This is a genomic window from Rhodovulum sp. ES.010 (genome assembly GCF_900142935.1).
In the GTDB taxonomy this organism is placed as follows: Bacteria; Pseudomonadota; Alphaproteobacteria; order Rhodobacterales; family Rhodobacteraceae; genus Rhodovulum.
Genome location: NZ_FSRS01000001.1, coordinates 863,080 through 880,722, shown reverse-complemented (window position 1 = coordinate 880,722; position 17,643 = coordinate 863,080). Strand labels below are relative to the sequence as shown.

General features: G+C 69.1%; 15 protein-coding genes and 1 tRNA gene. 10 read left to right on the top strand and 6 right to left on the bottom strand.

Annotation, left to right across the window (positions count from 1 at the left end):
• Positions 1–5 precede the first annotated feature (5 nt).
• The 3 genes from BUR28_RS04430 to BUR28_RS04420 all read left to right on the top strand — a co-directional run bounded on the left by BUR28_RS04430 (position 6) and on the right by BUR28_RS04420 (position 2,500).
• Entirely contained in the window at positions 6–566 is a 561-nt protein-coding gene (locus BUR28_RS04430) for a type 1 glutamine amidotransferase domain-containing protein (protein WP_074219029.1), read from the top strand.
• A gap of 102 nt (positions 567–668) precedes the next feature.
• Positions 669–1,259 carry a transglycosylase SLT domain-containing protein gene (locus BUR28_RS04425; protein WP_074219028.1) on the top strand — a complete coding sequence of 197 codons (591 nt, stop codon included), beginning with the start codon at positions 669–671 and terminating at the stop codon, positions 1,257–1,259.
• A gap of 140 nt (positions 1,260–1,399) precedes the next feature.
• The gene (locus tag BUR28_RS04420; protein ID WP_074219027.1) at positions 1,400–2,500 is read left to right on the top strand and encodes an ABC transporter ATP-binding protein; all 1,101 of its coding nucleotides are present in this window, start codon (positions 1,400–1,402) and stop codon (positions 2,498–2,500) included.
• Positions 2,501–2,565: 65 nt separating this feature from the next.
• Here BUR28_RS04420 and BUR28_RS04415 read toward each other — a convergent pair whose 3' ends face one another.
• Positions 2,566–4,131, bottom strand: coding sequence for an FAD-binding domain-containing protein (locus BUR28_RS04415; protein ID WP_074219026.1), 1,566 nt, complete (start codon positions 4,129–4,131; stop codon positions 2,566–2,568).
• A 65-nt stretch (positions 4,132–4,196) separates the two neighbouring features.
• Here BUR28_RS04415 and pepN point away from each other — a divergent pair, with 65 nt between their 5' ends.
• Both pepN and BUR28_RS04405 read left to right on the top strand, forming a co-directional pair.
• A complete protein-coding gene (pepN, locus tag BUR28_RS04410; protein WP_074219025.1) occupies positions 4,197–6,755 on the top strand; it encodes an aminopeptidase N in 2,559 nt (852 codons plus the stop codon).
• Between the two features lie 91 nt (positions 6,756–6,846).
• Complete coding sequence (locus tag BUR28_RS04405) at positions 6,847–7,722, top strand: 1-acyl-sn-glycerol-3-phosphate acyltransferase (RefSeq protein WP_083626437.1); 876 nt, start codon at positions 6,847–6,849, stop codon at positions 7,720–7,722.
• Positions 7,723–7,779: 57 nt separating this feature from the next.
• On the opposite strand, the gene BUR28_RS04400 is transcribed toward BUR28_RS04405, so the two are convergent.
• Complete coding sequence (locus BUR28_RS04400; protein ID WP_074219023.1) at positions 7,780–8,217, bottom strand: VOC family protein; 438 nt, start codon at positions 8,215–8,217, stop codon at positions 7,780–7,782.
• 228 nt (positions 8,218–8,445) lie between these two features.
• On the opposite strand from BUR28_RS04400, the gene BUR28_RS04395 reads away from it, so the two are divergent.
• The 5 genes from BUR28_RS04395 (at position 8,446) to BUR28_RS19250 (ending at position 13,117) form a co-directional block, all read left to right on the top strand.
• Positions 8,446–9,030 carry an HNH endonuclease gene (locus tag BUR28_RS04395; protein ID WP_074219022.1) on the top strand — a complete coding sequence of 195 codons (585 nt, stop codon included), beginning with the start codon at positions 8,446–8,448 and terminating at the stop codon, positions 9,028–9,030.
• 94 nt (positions 9,031–9,124) lie between these two features.
• Positions 9,125–10,579: a glucose-6-phosphate dehydrogenase gene (gene zwf / locus BUR28_RS04390; RefSeq protein WP_074221508.1), complete on the top strand. Its 1,455-nt coding sequence runs from the start codon at positions 9,125–9,127 to the stop codon at positions 10,577–10,579.
• Positions 10,576–11,238 (top strand): 6-phosphogluconolactonase, encoded by a 663-nt coding sequence (pgl, locus tag BUR28_RS04385; protein ID WP_074219021.1) that lies wholly within the window; start codon positions 10,576–10,578, stop codon positions 11,236–11,238. Before zwf ends, pgl begins: the two co-directional genes overlap by 4 nt.
• 4 nt (positions 11,239–11,242) lie before the next feature.
• Entirely contained in the window at positions 11,243–12,853 is a 1,611-nt protein-coding gene (pgi, locus tag BUR28_RS04380; RefSeq protein ID WP_074219020.1) for a glucose-6-phosphate isomerase, read from the top strand.
• A gap of 60 nt (positions 12,854–12,913) precedes the next feature.
• Complete coding sequence (locus BUR28_RS19250; protein WP_139307482.1) at positions 12,914–13,117, top strand: hypothetical protein; 204 nt, start codon at positions 12,914–12,916, stop codon at positions 13,115–13,117.
• A 367-nt stretch (positions 13,118–13,484) separates the two neighbouring features.
• On the opposite strand, the gene BUR28_RS04375 is transcribed toward BUR28_RS19250, so the two are convergent.
• The 4 genes from BUR28_RS04375 to BUR28_RS04360 all read right to left on the bottom strand — a co-directional run bounded on the left by BUR28_RS04375 (position 13,485) and on the right by BUR28_RS04360 (position 17,631).
• A tRNA-Gly gene (locus BUR28_RS04375) sits at positions 13,485–13,558 on the bottom strand.
• Positions 13,559–13,649: 91 nt separating this feature from the next.
• Complete coding sequence (locus BUR28_RS04370) at positions 13,650–15,698, bottom strand: ASKHA domain-containing protein (RefSeq protein WP_074219019.1); 2,049 nt, start codon at positions 15,696–15,698, stop codon at positions 13,650–13,652.
• 49 nt (positions 15,699–15,747) lie between these two features.
• Positions 15,748–16,707 (bottom strand): methyltetrahydrofolate cobalamin methyltransferase, encoded by a 960-nt coding sequence (locus tag BUR28_RS04365; RefSeq protein ID WP_074219018.1) that lies wholly within the window; start codon positions 16,705–16,707, stop codon positions 15,748–15,750.
• A gap of 6 nt (positions 16,708–16,713) precedes the next feature.
• Complete coding sequence (locus tag BUR28_RS04360; RefSeq protein ID WP_074221507.1) at positions 16,714–17,631, bottom strand: methylenetetrahydrofolate reductase; 918 nt, start codon at positions 17,629–17,631, stop codon at positions 16,714–16,716.
• Positions 17,632–17,643: the final 12 nt, after the last annotated feature.

Below are 17,643 nucleotides of genomic sequence, written 5' to 3'. Positions count from 1 at the left end.
TCGTCATGCCGAAGATCACCGACACGCGCATCCTGATCCTCGCGACCGACGGGTTCGAGCAATCCGAACTCGAAACCCCGCTGCACGATCTGCGCGAGAAGGGCGCCACCGTGCATGTCGCCACGCCGGGCGGCGCGGCGATCACCGGCTGGGACAAGGCGAATTGGGGCAACAAGGTCGAGGCCGACAAGGACCTCAAGGACGTCCGGGCCGAGGACTATGACGGACTCGTCCTGCCCGGCGGGCAGATCAACCCCGACATCCTCCGCACGAAGCCGGAGGCCGTGCAGCTGGTGAAGGATTTCGTCGACCAGGGCCGCATCGTCGCCGCGATCTGCCACGGACCCTGGATGCTGGTTGAGGCCGATGTGGTGAAGGGGCGCGAGATGACCTCTTATCCCTCGATCAAGACCGACCTGAAGAATGCCGGCGCCGATTGGGTCGATCGGGAGATCGCCATCGACAACGGCATTATCACGAGCCGCAACCCCGGCGACCTGCCGGCCTTCGTCGGCAAGATCGTCGAGGAGGTCGAGGAAGGAAAACACTCCCGCCGCGCCGCGTAGGCGGAGCCTTGCCAACCGGCCGGGCCGGGCTTGCCCGTCCGGCCCGGCATCGGCGATAAGTGTGCGCCGGGTCCTGTGCCCGGCGCTTCTTGCGGTCGGTCGATGCGGTTTGCCCTCCTTGCCCTGGTCCTCGCGCTGCCGATGGGCTGCAGCCATGCCGAGCCGCCCGGGCGCGCCCAGATCAGCACCTCCGGGCTTCCCACGATGCGCTGGGACCACAGGCCCGAGGCGCCGCGCTGGACCGAGGCGAGCCTGGCCGCGCTGCGCGCCCAGGGCGCACCGCTCGCCGAGACGGTGCCGGCCGATATCGCGAACTGGTGCCCGACCTATGCGCAGGCCGACCTGCGGCAACGGCGGGCTTTCTGGGCGGGGCTGTTCTCGGCCCTCGCAAAGCACGAAAGCACCTGGAACCCCGAGGCCGTCGGCGGCGGCGGGCGCTGGTTCGGGCTGATGCAGATCGCCCCGGCGACCGCACGGGGATATGGCTGCGCGGCGCAAAGCGGCGAGGCGCTGAAGGATGGCGCGGCCAACATTGGATGCGCGATCCGGATCGCGGCGCGCACCGTCCCCCGCGACGGGGTGGTGGCCGCGGGCGGGGGCGGCGTGGCGGCCGACTGGGGGCCGATGACCGTGGCCTCGAAACGCGCCGAGATCGCCGCCTGGACCCGCGCCCAGCCCTATTGCGGCGGCTGACCCGGTCGTAGCCGTGTTTCCGGGCAGGTGCCCGACCTTGCGGCAGGACCGCCGCAGGCGTGCCTTGCGACCGTTCCGCGGCGTTGCTATCTGCGGGGGAAATCCGATAGTTTCCATCGGAAATCGCGCGCGAGGCAGTCTTGAGCACCCCGATCCCCCGTCTGGAGATCCAGAACATCTCCCGTGCCTTCGGCGGCCGCCGGGTGGTGGACGACGTGTCGCTCACGGTGATGCCGGGGCAGGTGACCTGCCTGCTGGGACCTTCGGGCTGCGGCAAGTCCACGACGCTGCGGATCATCGCCGGCGTCGACATGCAGGACGAGGGGCGCATCTTCATCGACGGCGAACTGATCTGCGACACGCTTTTCCGCGTACCGCCGGAACGGCGCGCAGTGGGGCTGATGTTCCAGGATTTCGCCCTGTTCCCGCATCTGACCGTGGCCGAGAACGTGGCCTTCGGTCTGACCGGCGCGCGGGGCGCCAAGCGCCGGCGCGTGGAGGAACTGCTGCTGCGGGTGGAACTCTTGCGCTTCATCGACGACTATCCGCACCAGTTGTCGGGGGGGGAGCAGCAGCGGGTGGCGTTGGCGCGGGCGCTGGCGCCCCGGCCCAAGATCATGCTGATGGACGAGCCGTTCTCCGGCCTCGACAACCGGCTGCGCGACGAGATCCGCGACGAAACGCTGGCAGTTCTGAAAGACGAAGGCACCGCGGTCCTTCTGGTCACCCACGAGCCTGACGAGGCGATGCGCATGGCCGACGAGATCGCGCTGATGCGCGGCGGGCGGATCGTGCAGCAGGGCGCGCCCTACAACGTCTACAACGCGCCGGTGGACCGGGCGGCGGCGGCGTTCTTCAGCGATATCAACGTGATCCGGGGCAAGGTGCAGAACCTGCTGACCGAAACCGCGTTCGGCCAGTTCCTGACGCCGGCGATGCCCGACGGCTCGGAGGTGGAGATCATCATCCGGCCCCAGCACGTCAAGATCGACTTCGACCGCAACGGGCGGGGGCCGAACCCCACGCCCGAGGACGGCGTGGCCGCCCGCGCGGTGGTGGAGCGCGCCCGGTTCATGGGATCGGAAAGCCTGGTGGAGTTCCGCATGGACTACGACGGCACGCGCCTCAAGGCGACGGTGCCGGCGGTGTTCCTGCCGAAGCCCGGCACGCCGATGTGGCTGATGATCCGGCGCGACCGCTGCTTCGTGTTCCCCGCGCCGGGCCACGAGCGGGCCGCCTGAGGCACCGCGTTACCGGCCGTCACCTACCACGCCCCATCCGGTTGAGGCCCTGGCGCGCGGCACGGTCAGCGGGTGTGCTTGCCGTCCTCGGCCTGGCTGTCGCCCAGATCGAGGCGCAGTTGCCGCGCATCCTCCCGGCGGGGGCGCGGCGCCCGATCGTTGACGAACCGCCCCGCCCGGTCCTTGCGCGAGGCATGGCGCGCCACGATCCGGTCTGCCTCGGTGCGGAACGCGGGCCCCCGGCGCACCGCCCAGACCGCCTCGCGCGCGGCGCGGGCCGCTGCGGCGACATCGACCACCGGTTCGGGATAGCCGCGTCCCAGAAGCCGGTCTGCGCCCTCCCACCTCCAGGGCTCCTGCAGGCAGGCGTCGGGCACCTGGGCGAGTTCCGGCACCCAGCGGCGGGTGAAGGCGCCGGTGGGGTCCTGGTCGTGGCCCTGCTTGACGGGGTTGTAGATGCGGATCGTGTTCATCCCCGTCGTGCCCGACTGCATCTGCACCTGCGGCCAGTGGATGCCCGGCTCGTAATCGGTGAAGTAGCGCGCCAGGACCGGACCGGTCGCGCGCCAGTCGAGCCAGAGATGGTAGGAGGCGACCGCCATCAGCATCGCGCGCATCCGGAAATTGAGCCACCCGGTCGCGATCAGCGAGCGCATGCAGGCATCGACGAAGGGCAGGCCGGTCTCGCCCGTCGCCCAGGCCGCCAGCCGCGCGGCGTCGGGTTCGGCCGGCCTGAGCCCCTCATAGGCCGAGTGCAGGCAGCGGCTCTCGATCGCGGGCGCGTCTTCGAGCTTCTGCATGAAGTGGTCGCGCCAGGCGAGGCGGGCGGAAAAGCTCTTCAGGCTGCCCGACCAGCCCGATCGCGCGCCCCGAACCTCGGCCCGGCGTCGCGCCGCGGCCTGCTCCACCTCGCGCGCCGACAGGGTGCCCATGGCGAGATGCGGCGACAGCCGCGAACAGGCATCCGCGCCTGCAAGCGGCGAGGACATGGCGCGGCGATACGCCTGCCCACGCTCGCGCAGGAACGACTCCAGCAGGCGCGTGCCCTCGGCGCGGCCGCCGCGCTGGCGGGCCGGGCAGGGATCGGCGCCAAGGCCCAGGTCGCATGCCGCCGGAAGCGTGCGTGGCACAAGGCCCGGCAGCCCGCGCAAACCGCCGGGCGGGGGCAGTACGGGCCGCGCCATGAACCGGTCGCGCGCCGCGGCCCAGCCGTCGCGTCCCTTCAGCCGCCGCACCACGCCCGATTGCGGCAGGTCCACCCAGTCGATCCCGCGCGCCCGCGCCCAGGCGTCAACGCGCCGGTCGCGCGCATAGGTCCAGGCGTTGCCCGTTTCCTCACGGCTGACGAGCCGCGTGACGCCATGGGTGCCGGCCAGCCGGTCCAGCACCGCGACCGCCTCGCCGGTCTCGACCTGCAGGGGCGCGCCGAGGGCGGCCAACGCCTCGGACAACTCCGCCAGGCACTCCGCGGTGAACGCCCATTGCCGGGCCGACGTGTCGCGCAACGCCCAGTAGCCGGGTTCCGCGATATAGACCGGCAGCACGGCATCCTCGCCCGCCGCGGCGCGGGCCAGCGCCGGGTGATCGGCGACGCGAAGGTCGCGCTTGAACCAGAGGAGGGTGACACCCATCGGAACCTCGTCTTGCGCCTGCCGTTCAACAGGATAGGTCTTGGGGGCGCCAAGGGGAGACAGAGATGAAAGACGCCCGCCTGCAACCGGTCCACCTCGCCGACTACACGCCGCCGGCCTATCTCGTCGACGGGGTGGAACTGACCTTCCGTCTGCATCCCACCGCGACGCGGGTGCGCGCGCGCATCGCGTTCAGGCCGAACCCGGACACCACCGACCGGCGATTCTTCCTTCATGGCGAGGACCTTATCCTGCTTTCGGCCACGATCGACGGCACCCCCGTCACGCCGGAGGTCACCCCCGAGGGGCTGACGGCGGAGGTGCCCGATGCGCCGTTCACATGGGAGACGGAGGTCGAGATCGCGCCCGAGAAGAACACCGCGCTGGAGGGGCTTTACATGTCGGGCGGCATGTACTGCACCCAATGCGAGGCGGAGGGCTTCCGCAAGATCACCTATTACCCGGATCGCCCAGACGTGATGGCGCCGTTCAAGGTGCGGATCGAGAGCGACCTGCCGGTGCTTCTGTCGAACGGCAACCCGGTGGGCGCGGGCGCTGGCTGGGGAGAGTGGCACGACCCGTGGCCGAAGCCCGCCTACCTGTTTGCGCTTGTCGCGGGCGACCTGGTGGCGACCTCCGGCACCTTCACCACCTGCGAGGGGCGCGAGGTCGACCTGAACATCTGGGTGCGTCCGGTGGACCAGGGCAAAGCCGACTACGCGCTGGACAGTCTGATCCGGTCGATGAAATGGGACGAGGATGCCTATGGCCGGGCCTACGACCTGGACGTGTTCAACATCGTCGCCGTGGACGATTTCAACATGGGCGCGATGGAGAACAAGGGTCTGAACATCTTCAACTCGCGCTATGTGCTGGCCAGCCCCGAAACCGCGACCGACCGCGATTACGAGAATATCGAGCGGATCATCGCGCATGAGTATTTCCACAACTGGACGGGCAACCGCATCACCTGCCGCGACTGGTTCCAGCTTTGCCTGAAAGAGGGGCTGACGGTGTTCCGCGACCAGCAATTCGCGGGCGACGCGCGGTCCCACGCGGTCAAGCGTATCGAGGACGTGATCGCGCTGCGCAGCCGCCAGTTCCGCGAGGATGGCGGGCCGCTGGCGCACCCGGTTCGGCCCGAAAGCTATACCGAGATCAACAACTTCTACACCGCGACGGTCTACGAGAAGGGCGCCGAGGTGATCGGGATGCTGCGCCGCCTGGTCGGGCCCGAAGGCTATGACAAGGCGCTCGCGCTCTATTTCGACCGGCATGACGGCGATGCGGCGACCATCGAGGACTGGCTGACCGTCTTCGAGGATGCCACGGGCCGCGATCTCAGCCAGTTCAAGCGTTGGTATGCCCAGGCGGGCACGCCGCGGCTGACGGTCACGGACGGTTTCGAGGACGGCACCTATACCCTTCACGTCGAACAGGAAACGCCACCCACGTCCGGCCAGCCCGAGAAGCACGCGCAGGTGATCCCGCTGGCGGTGGGGCTGCTCTCGCCCAACGGCGACGAGGTGGTGCCGACCACGGTTCTGGAGGTGACGGAGACGCGCCAGTCCTTCACGTTCGAGGGGCTTGCGGCTAAACCGGTGCCTTCGCTTCTGCGCGGCTTTTCCGCTCCGGTGATCCTGAACCGCGAGACGAGCGCCGAGGAACGCGCCTTCCTGCTGGCCCATGACACCGACGCCTTCAACAAGTGGGAGGCGGGGCGCGCGCTGGCCCGCGACGTGCTGGCGGCGATGATCGCGGAGAGCGCGGCCCCGGCGCCGGCCTATCTGGACGCGTTGGCCGCGATGGCGCGGGACGAGGCGCTGGACCCGGCCTTCCGCGCGCTGGCGCTGCGGCTGCCGGGCGAGGACCAGATGGCCGAGGAACTGCATTCGCGCGGCCACACGCCCGACCCGCTGGCGATCCACGCTGCGCGCGAGCAGCTGAAATCGGCGGTCGCCGCGCATCTGGGCGGCCTCTGGGGGCCGCTCTACGACCAGATGACCTGCCCCGGACCCTATTCGCCCGGCGCGGCCGATGCCGGGCGGCGCGCGCTGCGGCTTGCCGCGCTGGGTCACATGGCGCGGCTCGACGCGGGCGAGAAGGCGCGGGCGCATTTTTTGCAAGCCAACAACATGACCGACGAGATCGGCGCGCTGTCTGTCCTGCTCGAGATCGGGTCCGGCGAAGAGGAACTCGCCCGGTTCGAGAGGCGTTGGGGCGACGACCGGCTCGTGATGGACAAGTGGTTCGCGCTGCAGACCTCGCTTGCCGCGCCCGACCGCGCCGCGGCCACCACGGCGGCGCTGACCGAACATCCCGATTTCACATGGCAGAACCCCAACCGGTTCCGGGCGGTGATCGGCGGGCTGACGATGAACGCGGCGGGCTTTCACGATCCGTCGGGGGCCGGCTACGACCTGGTGGCGGACTGGCTGATCCGGCTCGACGGGGTCAATCCGCAGACCGCCGCGCGGATGTCGACCGCCTTCGAAACCTGGACGCGCTACGATTCGGACCGGCGCGCGCGGATGCGTGCCGCCATGGAACGAATCGCCGCGCGCGAAGGGCTGAGCCGCGACATGGGCGAAATGATCTCGCGCCTGCTGGGGGCCGGGCGGTAAGCCGCCGCCGCCACGGGAATCGCTTTGACCGGCACGGTGCGAATCGGGTCAGGTGTCACGGGATCGTCATTCGGGTATGGTGGGAAGGCGCATGAAGGAACGAATCGACCCCCTGATCGAGGAACGGGCGCCCTGGCTTTTCGCCGACCATCCGTGGAGCGCCCCGTCCCGCCGCATCCTCACCGGGCTGTTGGGCTATCCGCGTACCCTCGCGCTGGGCGAGGTGCTGCAGAAGCACCCCGCGCCGGTCATCATGGACGAGATGGCGCGTCTGCTGGCGCAGGATGTCGGGGGCAGCGGGCTCGACAACATCCCGCGCTCGGGGCCGGCGCTGATCGTGTGCAACCATCCCACCGGCATCGCCGACGGCATCATGCTGTGGAGCCTGTTGCGCGAACGGCGGCCCGACATGTTCTTCTACGCCAACCGCGACATCCTGCGCGTGCTGCCGCAGATGGAAGAGATGATCGCGCCGGTGGAATGGCGCGAGGAAAAGCGCAGCCATTCCAAGATGCGGGAGACGATGGCCTATACCCGCGCGGCGATCGACAAGGGCCGGATCGGCATCATCTTCCCCTCGGGCCGGTTGGCCAAGCGCCGCGGGCTTTCGCTGCATGAACGCCCCTGGATGGCGTCGGCCGCGATGATCGCGCGCAAGTTCGACCTGCCTGTGATCCCGGTCAACATCCAGTCGCGCAACTCGCTGCTATTCTACCTGTTCGACCTGATCCACCCGACGCTGCGCGATATCACCCTGTTCCACGAGACGCTGAACAAGGACCGTCAGCCGTACCGGATGACGGTGGGCGAGCCGATCGCGCCGGGCGCCCTGCCTGTGAAGTCCGAAGATGGTATCGAGATGCTGCGCCAGGCGACCTTGGCGTTGGGCGGCCGCTACGCGCCGAGGGTCAGCCTGCTTCAGGCGACGCGGCGTCCGAGCTGGGCGAAATCGACGGCGCTGGGCTGACCGGCAGCCGATCTGGGTGGCGCATGCACAGCCTTTGCCCGGGGTGAGCGCGGCCCCTCAATCGCCTGCCCAAAGCGCCGGCTCGGCGATCTCCAGCGAGTTTCCCGCCGGGTCCCGGAAATAGATCGAGCGCGCGCCGTTAGGCCACAGGAAATCGGCCTCGACCGGATGGCCGGCGGCGTCGAGCCGGGCGCGCCAGGCGTCGATCTCGATGCGCGCGGCGGCCAGGCACAGGTGGCCCGGTCCGTCGGCGCCATGGGGCGGCACCGGCAGGTCGGGATTGGTGGGCGGTTTGCGCGTCTCGGCGGGATTGAACACCAGAAGGATCGTCGGCCCGACACGGTAGAACACGTGCCGGTCGCCCACCCGCACGATCCTCTCAAGCGCCAGCACCCCGCCGTAGAACGCCTCGGCGTCGTCGAGATCATCGGCATAGAGCGCGGCCTCCAGAACGGCGGCGAGCGGCGGGGCGGGGGGCAGAGCGGCGTCATCCATGGGCCCAGCATAGCGCGCCGGGCGCGGCGCTGTCAGGGGCGCTTGCCGCGCTGTGGATAACGTCACATGAGCGTTACCGAGAAACGGTAGTCGATAGCCGTGCAGCCACCGCATCTAGCGGGGCTTGCCAGAAGGCGAACGCCATATATAGTGAGATTCAGGTATGGGGCGGGGCGTCCCGCCCCGGGGCCTAGCAGAGGCAGTCGGGGCGCGGAGGCCGCGAGCAGGATGGACGGCGATTTCAGGAGCACATTCGTCAGGGAACCGGGCTGTCTGAAACATCACCCCGCGCTCGTGCTGAACGCGGATTACCGCCCGCTCTCCTACTACCCGCTCTCGCTCTGGCCCTGGCAGGAGGCGGTCAAGGCGGCCTTCCTCGACCGGGTCGACATCGTCGCCGAGTACGACCAGACCGTCCGCAGCCCGTCGATGGAGATCCGAATACCCTCGGTGGTGGTGCTCAGAGATTACGTGAAACCCCAGAAGCGCGTGGCCTTCACGCGCTTCAATCTTTTTCTGCGGGACGAATTCACCTGCCAGTATTGCGGCACGAGGGGCGACCTCACCTTCGACCACGTGGTGCCGCGCGCGCGGGGCGGCGTGACGAGCTGGGAAAACGTCGTGGCGGCCTGCGCGCGCTGCAACCTCAGGAAAGGCTCCAAAAGCCTGCGCCAGGCCGGGATGGCGCTGCGCCGTCCGCCGCGCCGGCCGGGGGCGGAGGAGCTGCGCAATGTCGGGCGCAAGTTCCCTCCGGGCCACGTGCACGAAACCTGGATCGACTTCCTTTACTGGGACGCGGAGCTCGAAGCCTGATCGCGGGGCCGCCCGTTGCACGCAGGCCGTGGCGTGCTAGACAGGAGTGCGGCGGTCCGGTGCGGCCGCGCGCATGGAACCGGCGAGTGTCCAGATGGTCTCACGCGTCATCCCGGTCGATCCGTTCGACCTCGTGATCTTCGGCGCGACCGGGGATCTGGCCCGGCGCAAGATCCTGCCCGGGCTCTACCGGCGCGACCTTGCCGGGCAGTTGCCGGACGAGGCGCGCATCCTCGGTGCGGCGCGCTCGGAGTTGTCCGACGGCGCGTGGCGCAACGAGATTCGCGCGGCGATCGAGGAACACGTGCCGGCCGACCGGCAGGACGGCGCGGCGCTCGACCGGTTCCTCGCGCGGCTCGGCTATCTGCAGGTCGACGCGACCGGCGAGGCGGGCTGGCAGGCGCTGGCCGACCGGGTGCGCCCCGACGTCGTGCAGGCCTATTACTTTTCCGTGGGGCCTTCGCTGTTCGGCGCGCTCGCCGAGCGCCTGCACCGCCACGGCATGAACCGCGAGGACTGCCGGATCGTGGTGGAAAAACCGTTCGGCCATGACCTCGCCTCGGCGAAGGCCCTGAACGCCACGCTCGCCGCCCATTTCGAAGAACACCAGATCTACCGGATCGATCATTACCTCGGCAAGGAGACGGTCCAGAACCTGATGGCGGTCCGCTTCGGCAACATGCTGTTCGAGCCGCTGTGGAACGCGCAATACGTGGATCACATCCAGATCACCGTGGCCGAGACGGTGGGCGTGGCGGGCCGCGGCGGCTACTACGACCGGTCCGGCGCGATGCGGGACATGGTGCAGAACCACATGATGCAGCTTCTGTGCCTGATCGCGATGGAGCCGCCCTATGCCTTCGAACCCGACGCGGTGCGCGACGAGAAGCTCAAGGTGATCCGCGCGCTCGATCCGGTGGCGCCCGGGGACATCGTGCGCGGGCAGTATGCGGCGGGCAACGGGCAGGCAAGCTATCTCGACGATGCCGAGAACCCCGACAGCCGCACCGAAAGCTACGTCGCGCTCAAGGCCCATGTCTCGTCCTGGCGCTGGAAGGGCACGCCGTTCTACCTGCGCACCGGCAAGCGGCTGCGCGCCCGGACCTCGGAAATCGCGATTACCTTCAAGGACCCGCCGCATTCGATCTTCGGCGAGCAGGAGGGGCAGAAGTCGAACGCGCTGGTGATCCGGCTGCAGCCGAACGAGGGGATCAAGCTGAAGGTGACGATCAAGGAACCCGGGCCGGGCGGCATGCGCCTGATCGAGGTGCCGCTCGACATGTCGTTCGCCGAGGCGCTGGGGCCGGAGGCGGCGGACATTCCAGACGCCTATGAGCGGCTGGTGATGGACGTGATCCGGGGCAACCAGACGCTGTTCATGCGCGGCGACGAGGTCGAGGCCGCCTGGGCCTGGACCGACCCCATCGTCGCGGCATGGGAGGCGAAGGGCGACCGGCCGCAACCCTATGACCCGGGCAGTTCCGGGCCCGAGGATGCGCTCATGCTGATGCATCGCGACGGACGCCGCTGGCGGGAGGTGCGCCCATGAAACTCGTGACCTACCCGGATACCGAGATGATGATGATCGACCTTGCCAACGTGCTGGCGGGCGAACTGAACAACGCGCTGTTCCACCAGGAGCGGGTGACGCTGGCGGTGCCGGGCGGCACGACGCCGGGGCCGCTGTTCGACGATCTCTGCGGAACGACGCTGCCTTGGGACCGGGTGCGGGTGATGCCGACGGACGAACGCCTCGTGCCGCCCGATCATGCCCGCTCGAACGAGGGGATGATCAAGGCGCGGCTGGTCACGGGCGAGGCCGCGAGCGCGCGATTGATCGGGTTGCGGCCCGGTGCGGACGGCATGCCGGGGCTGGTCGAACGGGTGAAGCGCGCGCTGCCCATCGACATACTGGTGCTCGGCATGGGCGCGGACATGCATGTCGCCTCGCTCTTTCCCGGCGCGCGCGAACTCGAGGCGGCGCTTCGGTCGGACGCGCCGCCGGTGATGGAGATCACGGCCCCCGGCCAGCCCGAGACGCGCATCACCCTGACCGCCCCGGCGCTGAAGGGCGCCATGTCGATTCATATCCTGATCAGCGGGGCGGAGAAGCGCGCGGCGCTGGAGCGCGCCGCAGAACTGAACGACCCGCGCCTGGCGCCCGTCTCGACGGTGCTGAAATCGGCGACGGTCCACTGGGCGGAGTAGGACGGTGACCGCGGAGACCTGGCGGCGCCTTGATGCCAAGGCGCATGCGGTGAGGGACCGTTCGATCCTGTCGCTGTTCGAGGCGGGCGACCGTGCGGCCGCCTTCTCGGTCCGGGCCGAGGGAATGCTCTTCGACTATTCCAAGACGAATATCGATGCCGAGACGCGGGAGCTTCTGCTGGAACTGGCCCGCGCGGCCGGCGTCGAGACCCGGCGCGAGGCGATGTTCGTGGGCGAGAAGATCAACGAGACCGAGGGGCGGGCGGTGTTGCACACCGCTCTTCGCGCCACGGAGGGCCCGGTCACCGTCGACGGCAAGGACGTTATGCCGGAAGTGCGCGCGACGTTGGCACGGATGCGGGACTTTGCCGGCGCGGTGCGCGACGGAACCTTCCGGGGGCAGGGGGGCCGCATCAGCGACGTGGTCAATATCGGGATCGGCGGGTCCGATCTGGGCCCGGCGATGGGGTGCCGCGCGCTTGCCCCCTACCATGACGGGCCGCGTTGCCATTTCGTGTCGAACGTGGACGGGGCGCATATCGCCGACACGCTAAAGGGCCTGAACCCCGAGACGACGCTGGTCATCGTGGCGTCCAAGACCTTCACCACTGTCGAGACGATGACCAATGCCGAGGCCGCGCGCGCCTGGATGGCCGAGGCCGTGGCGCAGCCGGGCGCACAGTTCGCAGCGCTCTCCTCGGCGCTGGAGAAGACTGCCGCCTTCGGCATCGACGAATCCCGTGTCTTCGGCTTCGAGGATTGGGTCGGCGGGCGCTATTCGATGTGGGGGCCGATCGGGCTGTCGTTGATGATCGCCATCGGGGCGGAGGCTTTCGACGAATTCCTTGCCGGCGGCCGCGCGATGGACGCGCATTTCCGCACCGCGCCGTTGGGCGAGAACATGCCGGTGATGCTGGCCCTCGTCGGGCTCTGGCACGCGCAGGTCCTGCGCCATGCCACGCGCGCGGTTCTGCCCTACGACCAGCGGCTTGGGCGGCTGCCGGCCTATCTGCAACAGCTCGAGATGGAATCGAACGGCAAGGGCGTCACCATGGCCGGTGCGCCCGTGCCGCGCCCGACCGGCCCTGTGGTCTGGGGCGAACCCGGCACCAATGGCCAGCACGCCTTCTTTCAGCTTCTCCACCAGGGCACGCAGGTGGTGCCTTGCGAATTCCTCGTCGCGGCGAAGGGCCACGAGCCCGACCTTGCGCACCAGCACCGGCTGCTGCTTGCCAACGCGCTGGCCCAGTCGAAGGCGCTGATGCGGGGCCGGGACCGCGAGGAGGCGCGGGATGTCGCGGCCGCGCAGGGGGTCGAGGGCGACGAACTGGACCGCCAGGCTGCGCACCGGGTGTTTCCCGGCAACCGGCCCTCGACCACGCTGATCTATCCGCTGCTCACGCCGGGACTGTTGGGCCGGATCGTGGCGCTTTACGAGCACCGGGTGTTCACCGAGGGCACGATCCTCTGCATCAACTCCTTCGACCAGTGGGGGGTGGAACTGGGCAAGGAACTCGCCAAGTCGCTCGAGCCGGTGCTGTCGGGCGGGATGCCGGATGAGGCATTGGACGCATCCACGCGCCAGTTGATCGAATTTGTCGCATCCCAGGACTGAGCCCGGAAGCCTTTGTTAAGATTTCGCGGCTAGCGTCATCGCGAGCCTGGAGTGTGCAAGATGGCAACCTGTCGAGACTGCGGTAAAGTGCTGGGACTGTTCGGTTCTTCCTCCGAAACCCTGTGCGAGAACTGCGCCCTGATCCAAGAGGCGGAACAGATGTTCCATCGCATCAAGGCGCTCGAGGACGAGGGGCTGTCCCACGAGGAGATCGCCAAGGCGGTCTGGGAACGCCCCGAGGACGGGGACAAGGGCGCGGCCTGACCGCCCTTTCGCGCGTTTCCCGTCGATGGCTGTCGGGCGCGGCCCTTCCCCCCGTATTTCCGTTTTTTTCCGGTCCGATTGCGCTGTCGCAAGGGATCTTGGCGCACGCACCGCGTATGGGCGCCGTCAAAGTAGCGCGGCTCCGCAGGTGCTCCGCGCCATGAGGCTATAAGGCTGCGTGTCTTTGCGGGGGTCGGTCGGCCCGGCGGCTCTCCCATTCCATCTGCGGGCAACTTCGGGCGTTTCTGGGGGACGCGGCTACGAAGCCTCTGAAATGTTTCGCTCTTCGCCGACCTGCCGCAAGCCAAGCTGCGCGGATATCCGCGAGCATGTCGTTGAAATCACGTCGCTTTCAGAGGGTAAGCCGTGGAGCGGGTGAAGGGAATCGAACCCTCGTCTTAAGCTTGGGAAGCTCCTGCTCTACCATTGAGCTACACCCGCCCGGGTATCGTCGGAGGTAGACAAAGGCCGCCCGGCCGTCAAGTCCCGAACGGCCGGGGGGTTCGCGGGGGTGGCAGGTCCGCGAAAACGCTCAGTTCGCGTCGCCGCCCCGTCGCCGGCGGCGCCGACCGCTGTCGGCCCCGGCCCCGAAATCGACCGCCGGAAGCGGCGCGACCTTGCAGAGTTCGGGGAACGGATCGGTGGCATGGGGCAGGGCGTTCGCGGCCACGAAATGGTCCTGGAACCGGGGTTCGACCGCGGTCTCGACCTTTTCGATCCGCCGGACGTTCGCCTCGATCAGCGCCCGTGCCGCCCGCGAACACAACGCGATGCGCGCCCCGGTGCCTGCGGCATTGCCCGCCGAGCGCACCCGGTCGAGCGGGACGTCGGGGATCATGCCCAGGACCATCGCGTGCAGCGGGCTGATATGCGCGCCGAAGGCGCCGGCCAGCACCACCCGGTCGACCCGGTCCACGCCCATCCGGTCCATCAGGAGCCGCGCGCCTGCGTAGAGGGCGGATTTCGCCAGCTGGATCGCGCGGATGTCGCCTTGGGTGACGGAAATCGCCGGGCTGGCGGCATCCGGTCCGGCATGCAGAAGGTAGGCATGGGTGCGACCGTCGGCGATGCAGCGCTCCGACTCCGTCTGCGCGGCCGAGCCGATCAGGCCCGAAGCGTCCAGCAGGCCCGCCATCCGCATCTCGGCCACCGCCTCGATGATGCCCGAGCCGCAGATGCCGGTCACGCCGCCCCGGCCTACGGCCTCGGCAAAGCCTGTCTCGTCCGACCACAGGTCGCAGCCGATCACCTTGAAGCGCGGCTGTTTCGTCTCGGGGTCGATCCGCACCCGCTCGATCGCGCCGGGGGCGGCGCGCTGGCCGGAACTGATCTGCGCGCCTTCGAAGGCCGGCCCGGTGGGCGAGGAACAGGCCAGCACCTTCGCGCGGTTGCCGAGGATGATCTCGGCGTTGGTGCCGACATCCACGATCAGCGCGAGATCGTCGGATGTCTCGGGAGCCTCCGACAGCGCCACGGCGGCCGCGTCCGCGCCCACATGGCCCGCGATCAGCGGTAGCACATAGGCCCGCGCAGCGGGGTTGATTTCCGTCAGCCCAAGGTCGGCGGCGTCCAACGATACGGCATCCGAGGTTGCCAGCGCGAAGGGCGCCTGACCCAGTTCCACGGGATCGATCCCGAGGGCGAGGTGGTGCATCACCGGGTTGCAGACCAGCGTCGCCTCGACGATGGCGCGCGGCTCGATGCGTGCCTCTCGGGCGATGTCGCGGGCGAGATCGCCCAGCGCGGCGCGCACTGCCGCCGTCATCTCGGCCGCGCCGCCGGGGTTCATCATCGCGTAGGACACCCGGCTCATCAGGTCTTCGCCGAACCGGATCTGGGGGTTCATCACGCCAGCCGAGGCCGTGACAGCGCCGGTGGAAAGATCCGTGAGGTGCGCCGCGATCGTAGTGGAGCCGAGATCGATCGCCAGCCCGTGGAGCGGCCCGGCGAAGAAGCCGGGCCAGGTGTCCAGAAGACGTGGCGCCGCATCCCGGCGGCCCTGGTGCAGCGCGACCGTCACCTGCCACCCGCCCTGCCGCAGCGCCCGTTGCAAGCGGCCCAGGACGGGCAGGGGGGCGGTCGCGGACGGAACCTCCCACTGCGCGGCGAGGGCGGCGTTCAGACGTTCCAGGTCGCCCGAGGGCGCGTGCATGTCGGGCGCGGCGACTTCGACCATCAGCAGCCTTGTGGCCGGGTCCATCTCGACCGCGCGTGCGTCGGCAGCCTTGCGCACGACCTGGCGGTGAAGCTGGCTTTCGGGCGGCACGTCGATCACCGTGTCGGAGAGGATCTGCGCCTGGCAACCCAGCCGGCGCCCGGGCTTCAAACCGCGCTTCTCGTCGTAGCGCCGTTCGACCGCGTTGACGGGCGAAAGGGCATTCTCTGCGACCGTGACCCCGTGCTTGGGGAACTGCCCCATGCCAGGCGACACTTGGCATTTGGAACAGATTCCGCGGCCGCCGCAGACGCTTTCGAGATCCGCGCCCAGCATCCGCGCGGCCTCCAGCACGGGCGTGCCCGCAGGAACGCGCCCGCGTTTGCCCGAAGGCGTGAAGATCACGAGGGGATCGGTCTCGGTCATCGCTCCTCCGGCCTGCTGGCGGGGCGCGTGCGCGCCCCGCGCCGTCGCCTTACGCGCGCCGCCGCCGCCGTCCGCCGCGGCCCGCGCCGGCTTCGGCAGCCGCTTTCGAGGCCTCGGCGAAGGGCATGCCCTCGGCCACCTGGTCGAGCACGCGGGAGAACCCGATCCACGCCCCGCCGTTCGGGTCGTGGTTCATGAGGAAGTTCGCTGCGCGCACCGCCTCCATCTCGACCGGGCGGATCGGGTTCATGATCGCGGACGTCATGCCCGCGCCGATCGCCATCGGAAGGAAGGCCGCGTTGATCCCGTGCCGGTGCGGCAGCCCGAAGGAGATGTTGGATGCACCGCAGGTGGTGTTCACGCCGAGCTCGTCGCGGAGCCGGCGGACAAGGGTGAAGACCTGCTGGCCGGCGCTCGCCATCGCGCCCACGGGCATGACCAGCGGGTCGACCACGATGTCATGGGCCGGGATGCCGAAATCTGCGGCGCGCTCGACGATTTTCTTGGCCACGGCGAAACGCACGTCCGGGTCCTCCGAGATGCCGGAGTCGTCGTTGGAGATGGCCACCACGGGCACGCCGTACTTCTTGACCAGCGGCAGAACGCGCTCCAGCCGCTCCTCTTCGCCGGTGACCGAGTTCAGCAGGGGCCGTCCCTCGGCCGCCGCGAGCCCCGCTTCCAGCGCCGCGGGCACCGAACTGTCGATGCAGAGCGGCACGTCGACCAGCCCCTGCACAAGTTCGATCATCTTGCGCATGAGCGGCGGCTCGGTCTCGTTCGGGTTCGGGTTGGAGTTGTAGACGACCCCCGCATTCACATCGAGAACCATCGCCCCGCAGGCCACCTGCTCCAGCGCGTCCTTCTCGACGGTCGAGAAATCGCCGGCCTCCAGGTCCGCGGCCAGCTTCTTTCGGCCGGTGGGATTGATACGCTCGCCGATCACGCAGAACGGTTCGTCGAAACCGATGGTGACGGTCTTTGACTTGGACTCGACAACGGTACGGGTCATGGTCTCTCAGCTTTCCTGGGCGGGGGCGAGGCCGTGCTCGGCAAGCCAGGCCGCGTTGGTCTTGATCCCGCCGAGCGGGAAGAAATGCATGCCCTGGATCGGGAAGTCGTCCGGGCGCCGGGCGGCGGCGGTGGCGAGGTCGGTCAGGAACTCGTCCGGCGTGAAGGGCAGCACCAGCTTGGAGACGTCGCGGGCGCGCCGCTGCAGCACCTTGAGCGAGGGTCCGACGCCGCAAGCGATGGCGAATTTCACAAGCGTCTGCAGCTTGGCGGGGCCGGCCACGCCGATATGGATCGGCAGGTCGACCCCCTCGGCCCGCAACCGGTCGGCCCAGGCGATCACCGGCTCCGCCTCGAACGCGAACTGGGTGACGATGGCCATTTCGGCGTCGGTGCGCGCGTTGAACGCCTGCTTCCAGTGCAGCGCCTCCATCACCAGCCGGTCGCTGCCGTCGGCGTCGATGTCGCGCGAGCCTTCGGGGTGGCCGGCGACGTGCAGGCGGTCGAACCCGGCGGCATCGAACAGCCCGGTTTCCAGCAATTGCATCGAGCAATGGAACGCGCCGCGGGGCGTCGGGATACCGCCGGCGAGCACCAGCGCCTGGCGGACGTCCGCCTCTCCGCGGTAGCGGTCGATCCAGTCCGCGAGCGTTGTCCGGTCGGGGATCGAGCGGGCGGGGAAATGCGGCATCGGCTCGAAGCCCTCGGCGCGCAGCCGCGCGGCCGTCGCCACCATGTCCTCGATCGGCGTACCGTCAAGATGGGCGATATAGACCCGCGTGCCCTGGGGCAGCAATTCCCGGAAATCGGCAATCTTCTCGGCGGTCCGGGGCATGACCTCCATCGAGTAACCACGGACGAACTCCGCGAGCGGCCCCGGCGTCGCGGCCAGCGGCGCGCGCTTTCTGAATTGCAGCAGTCCCATGGCGGTCTCCCA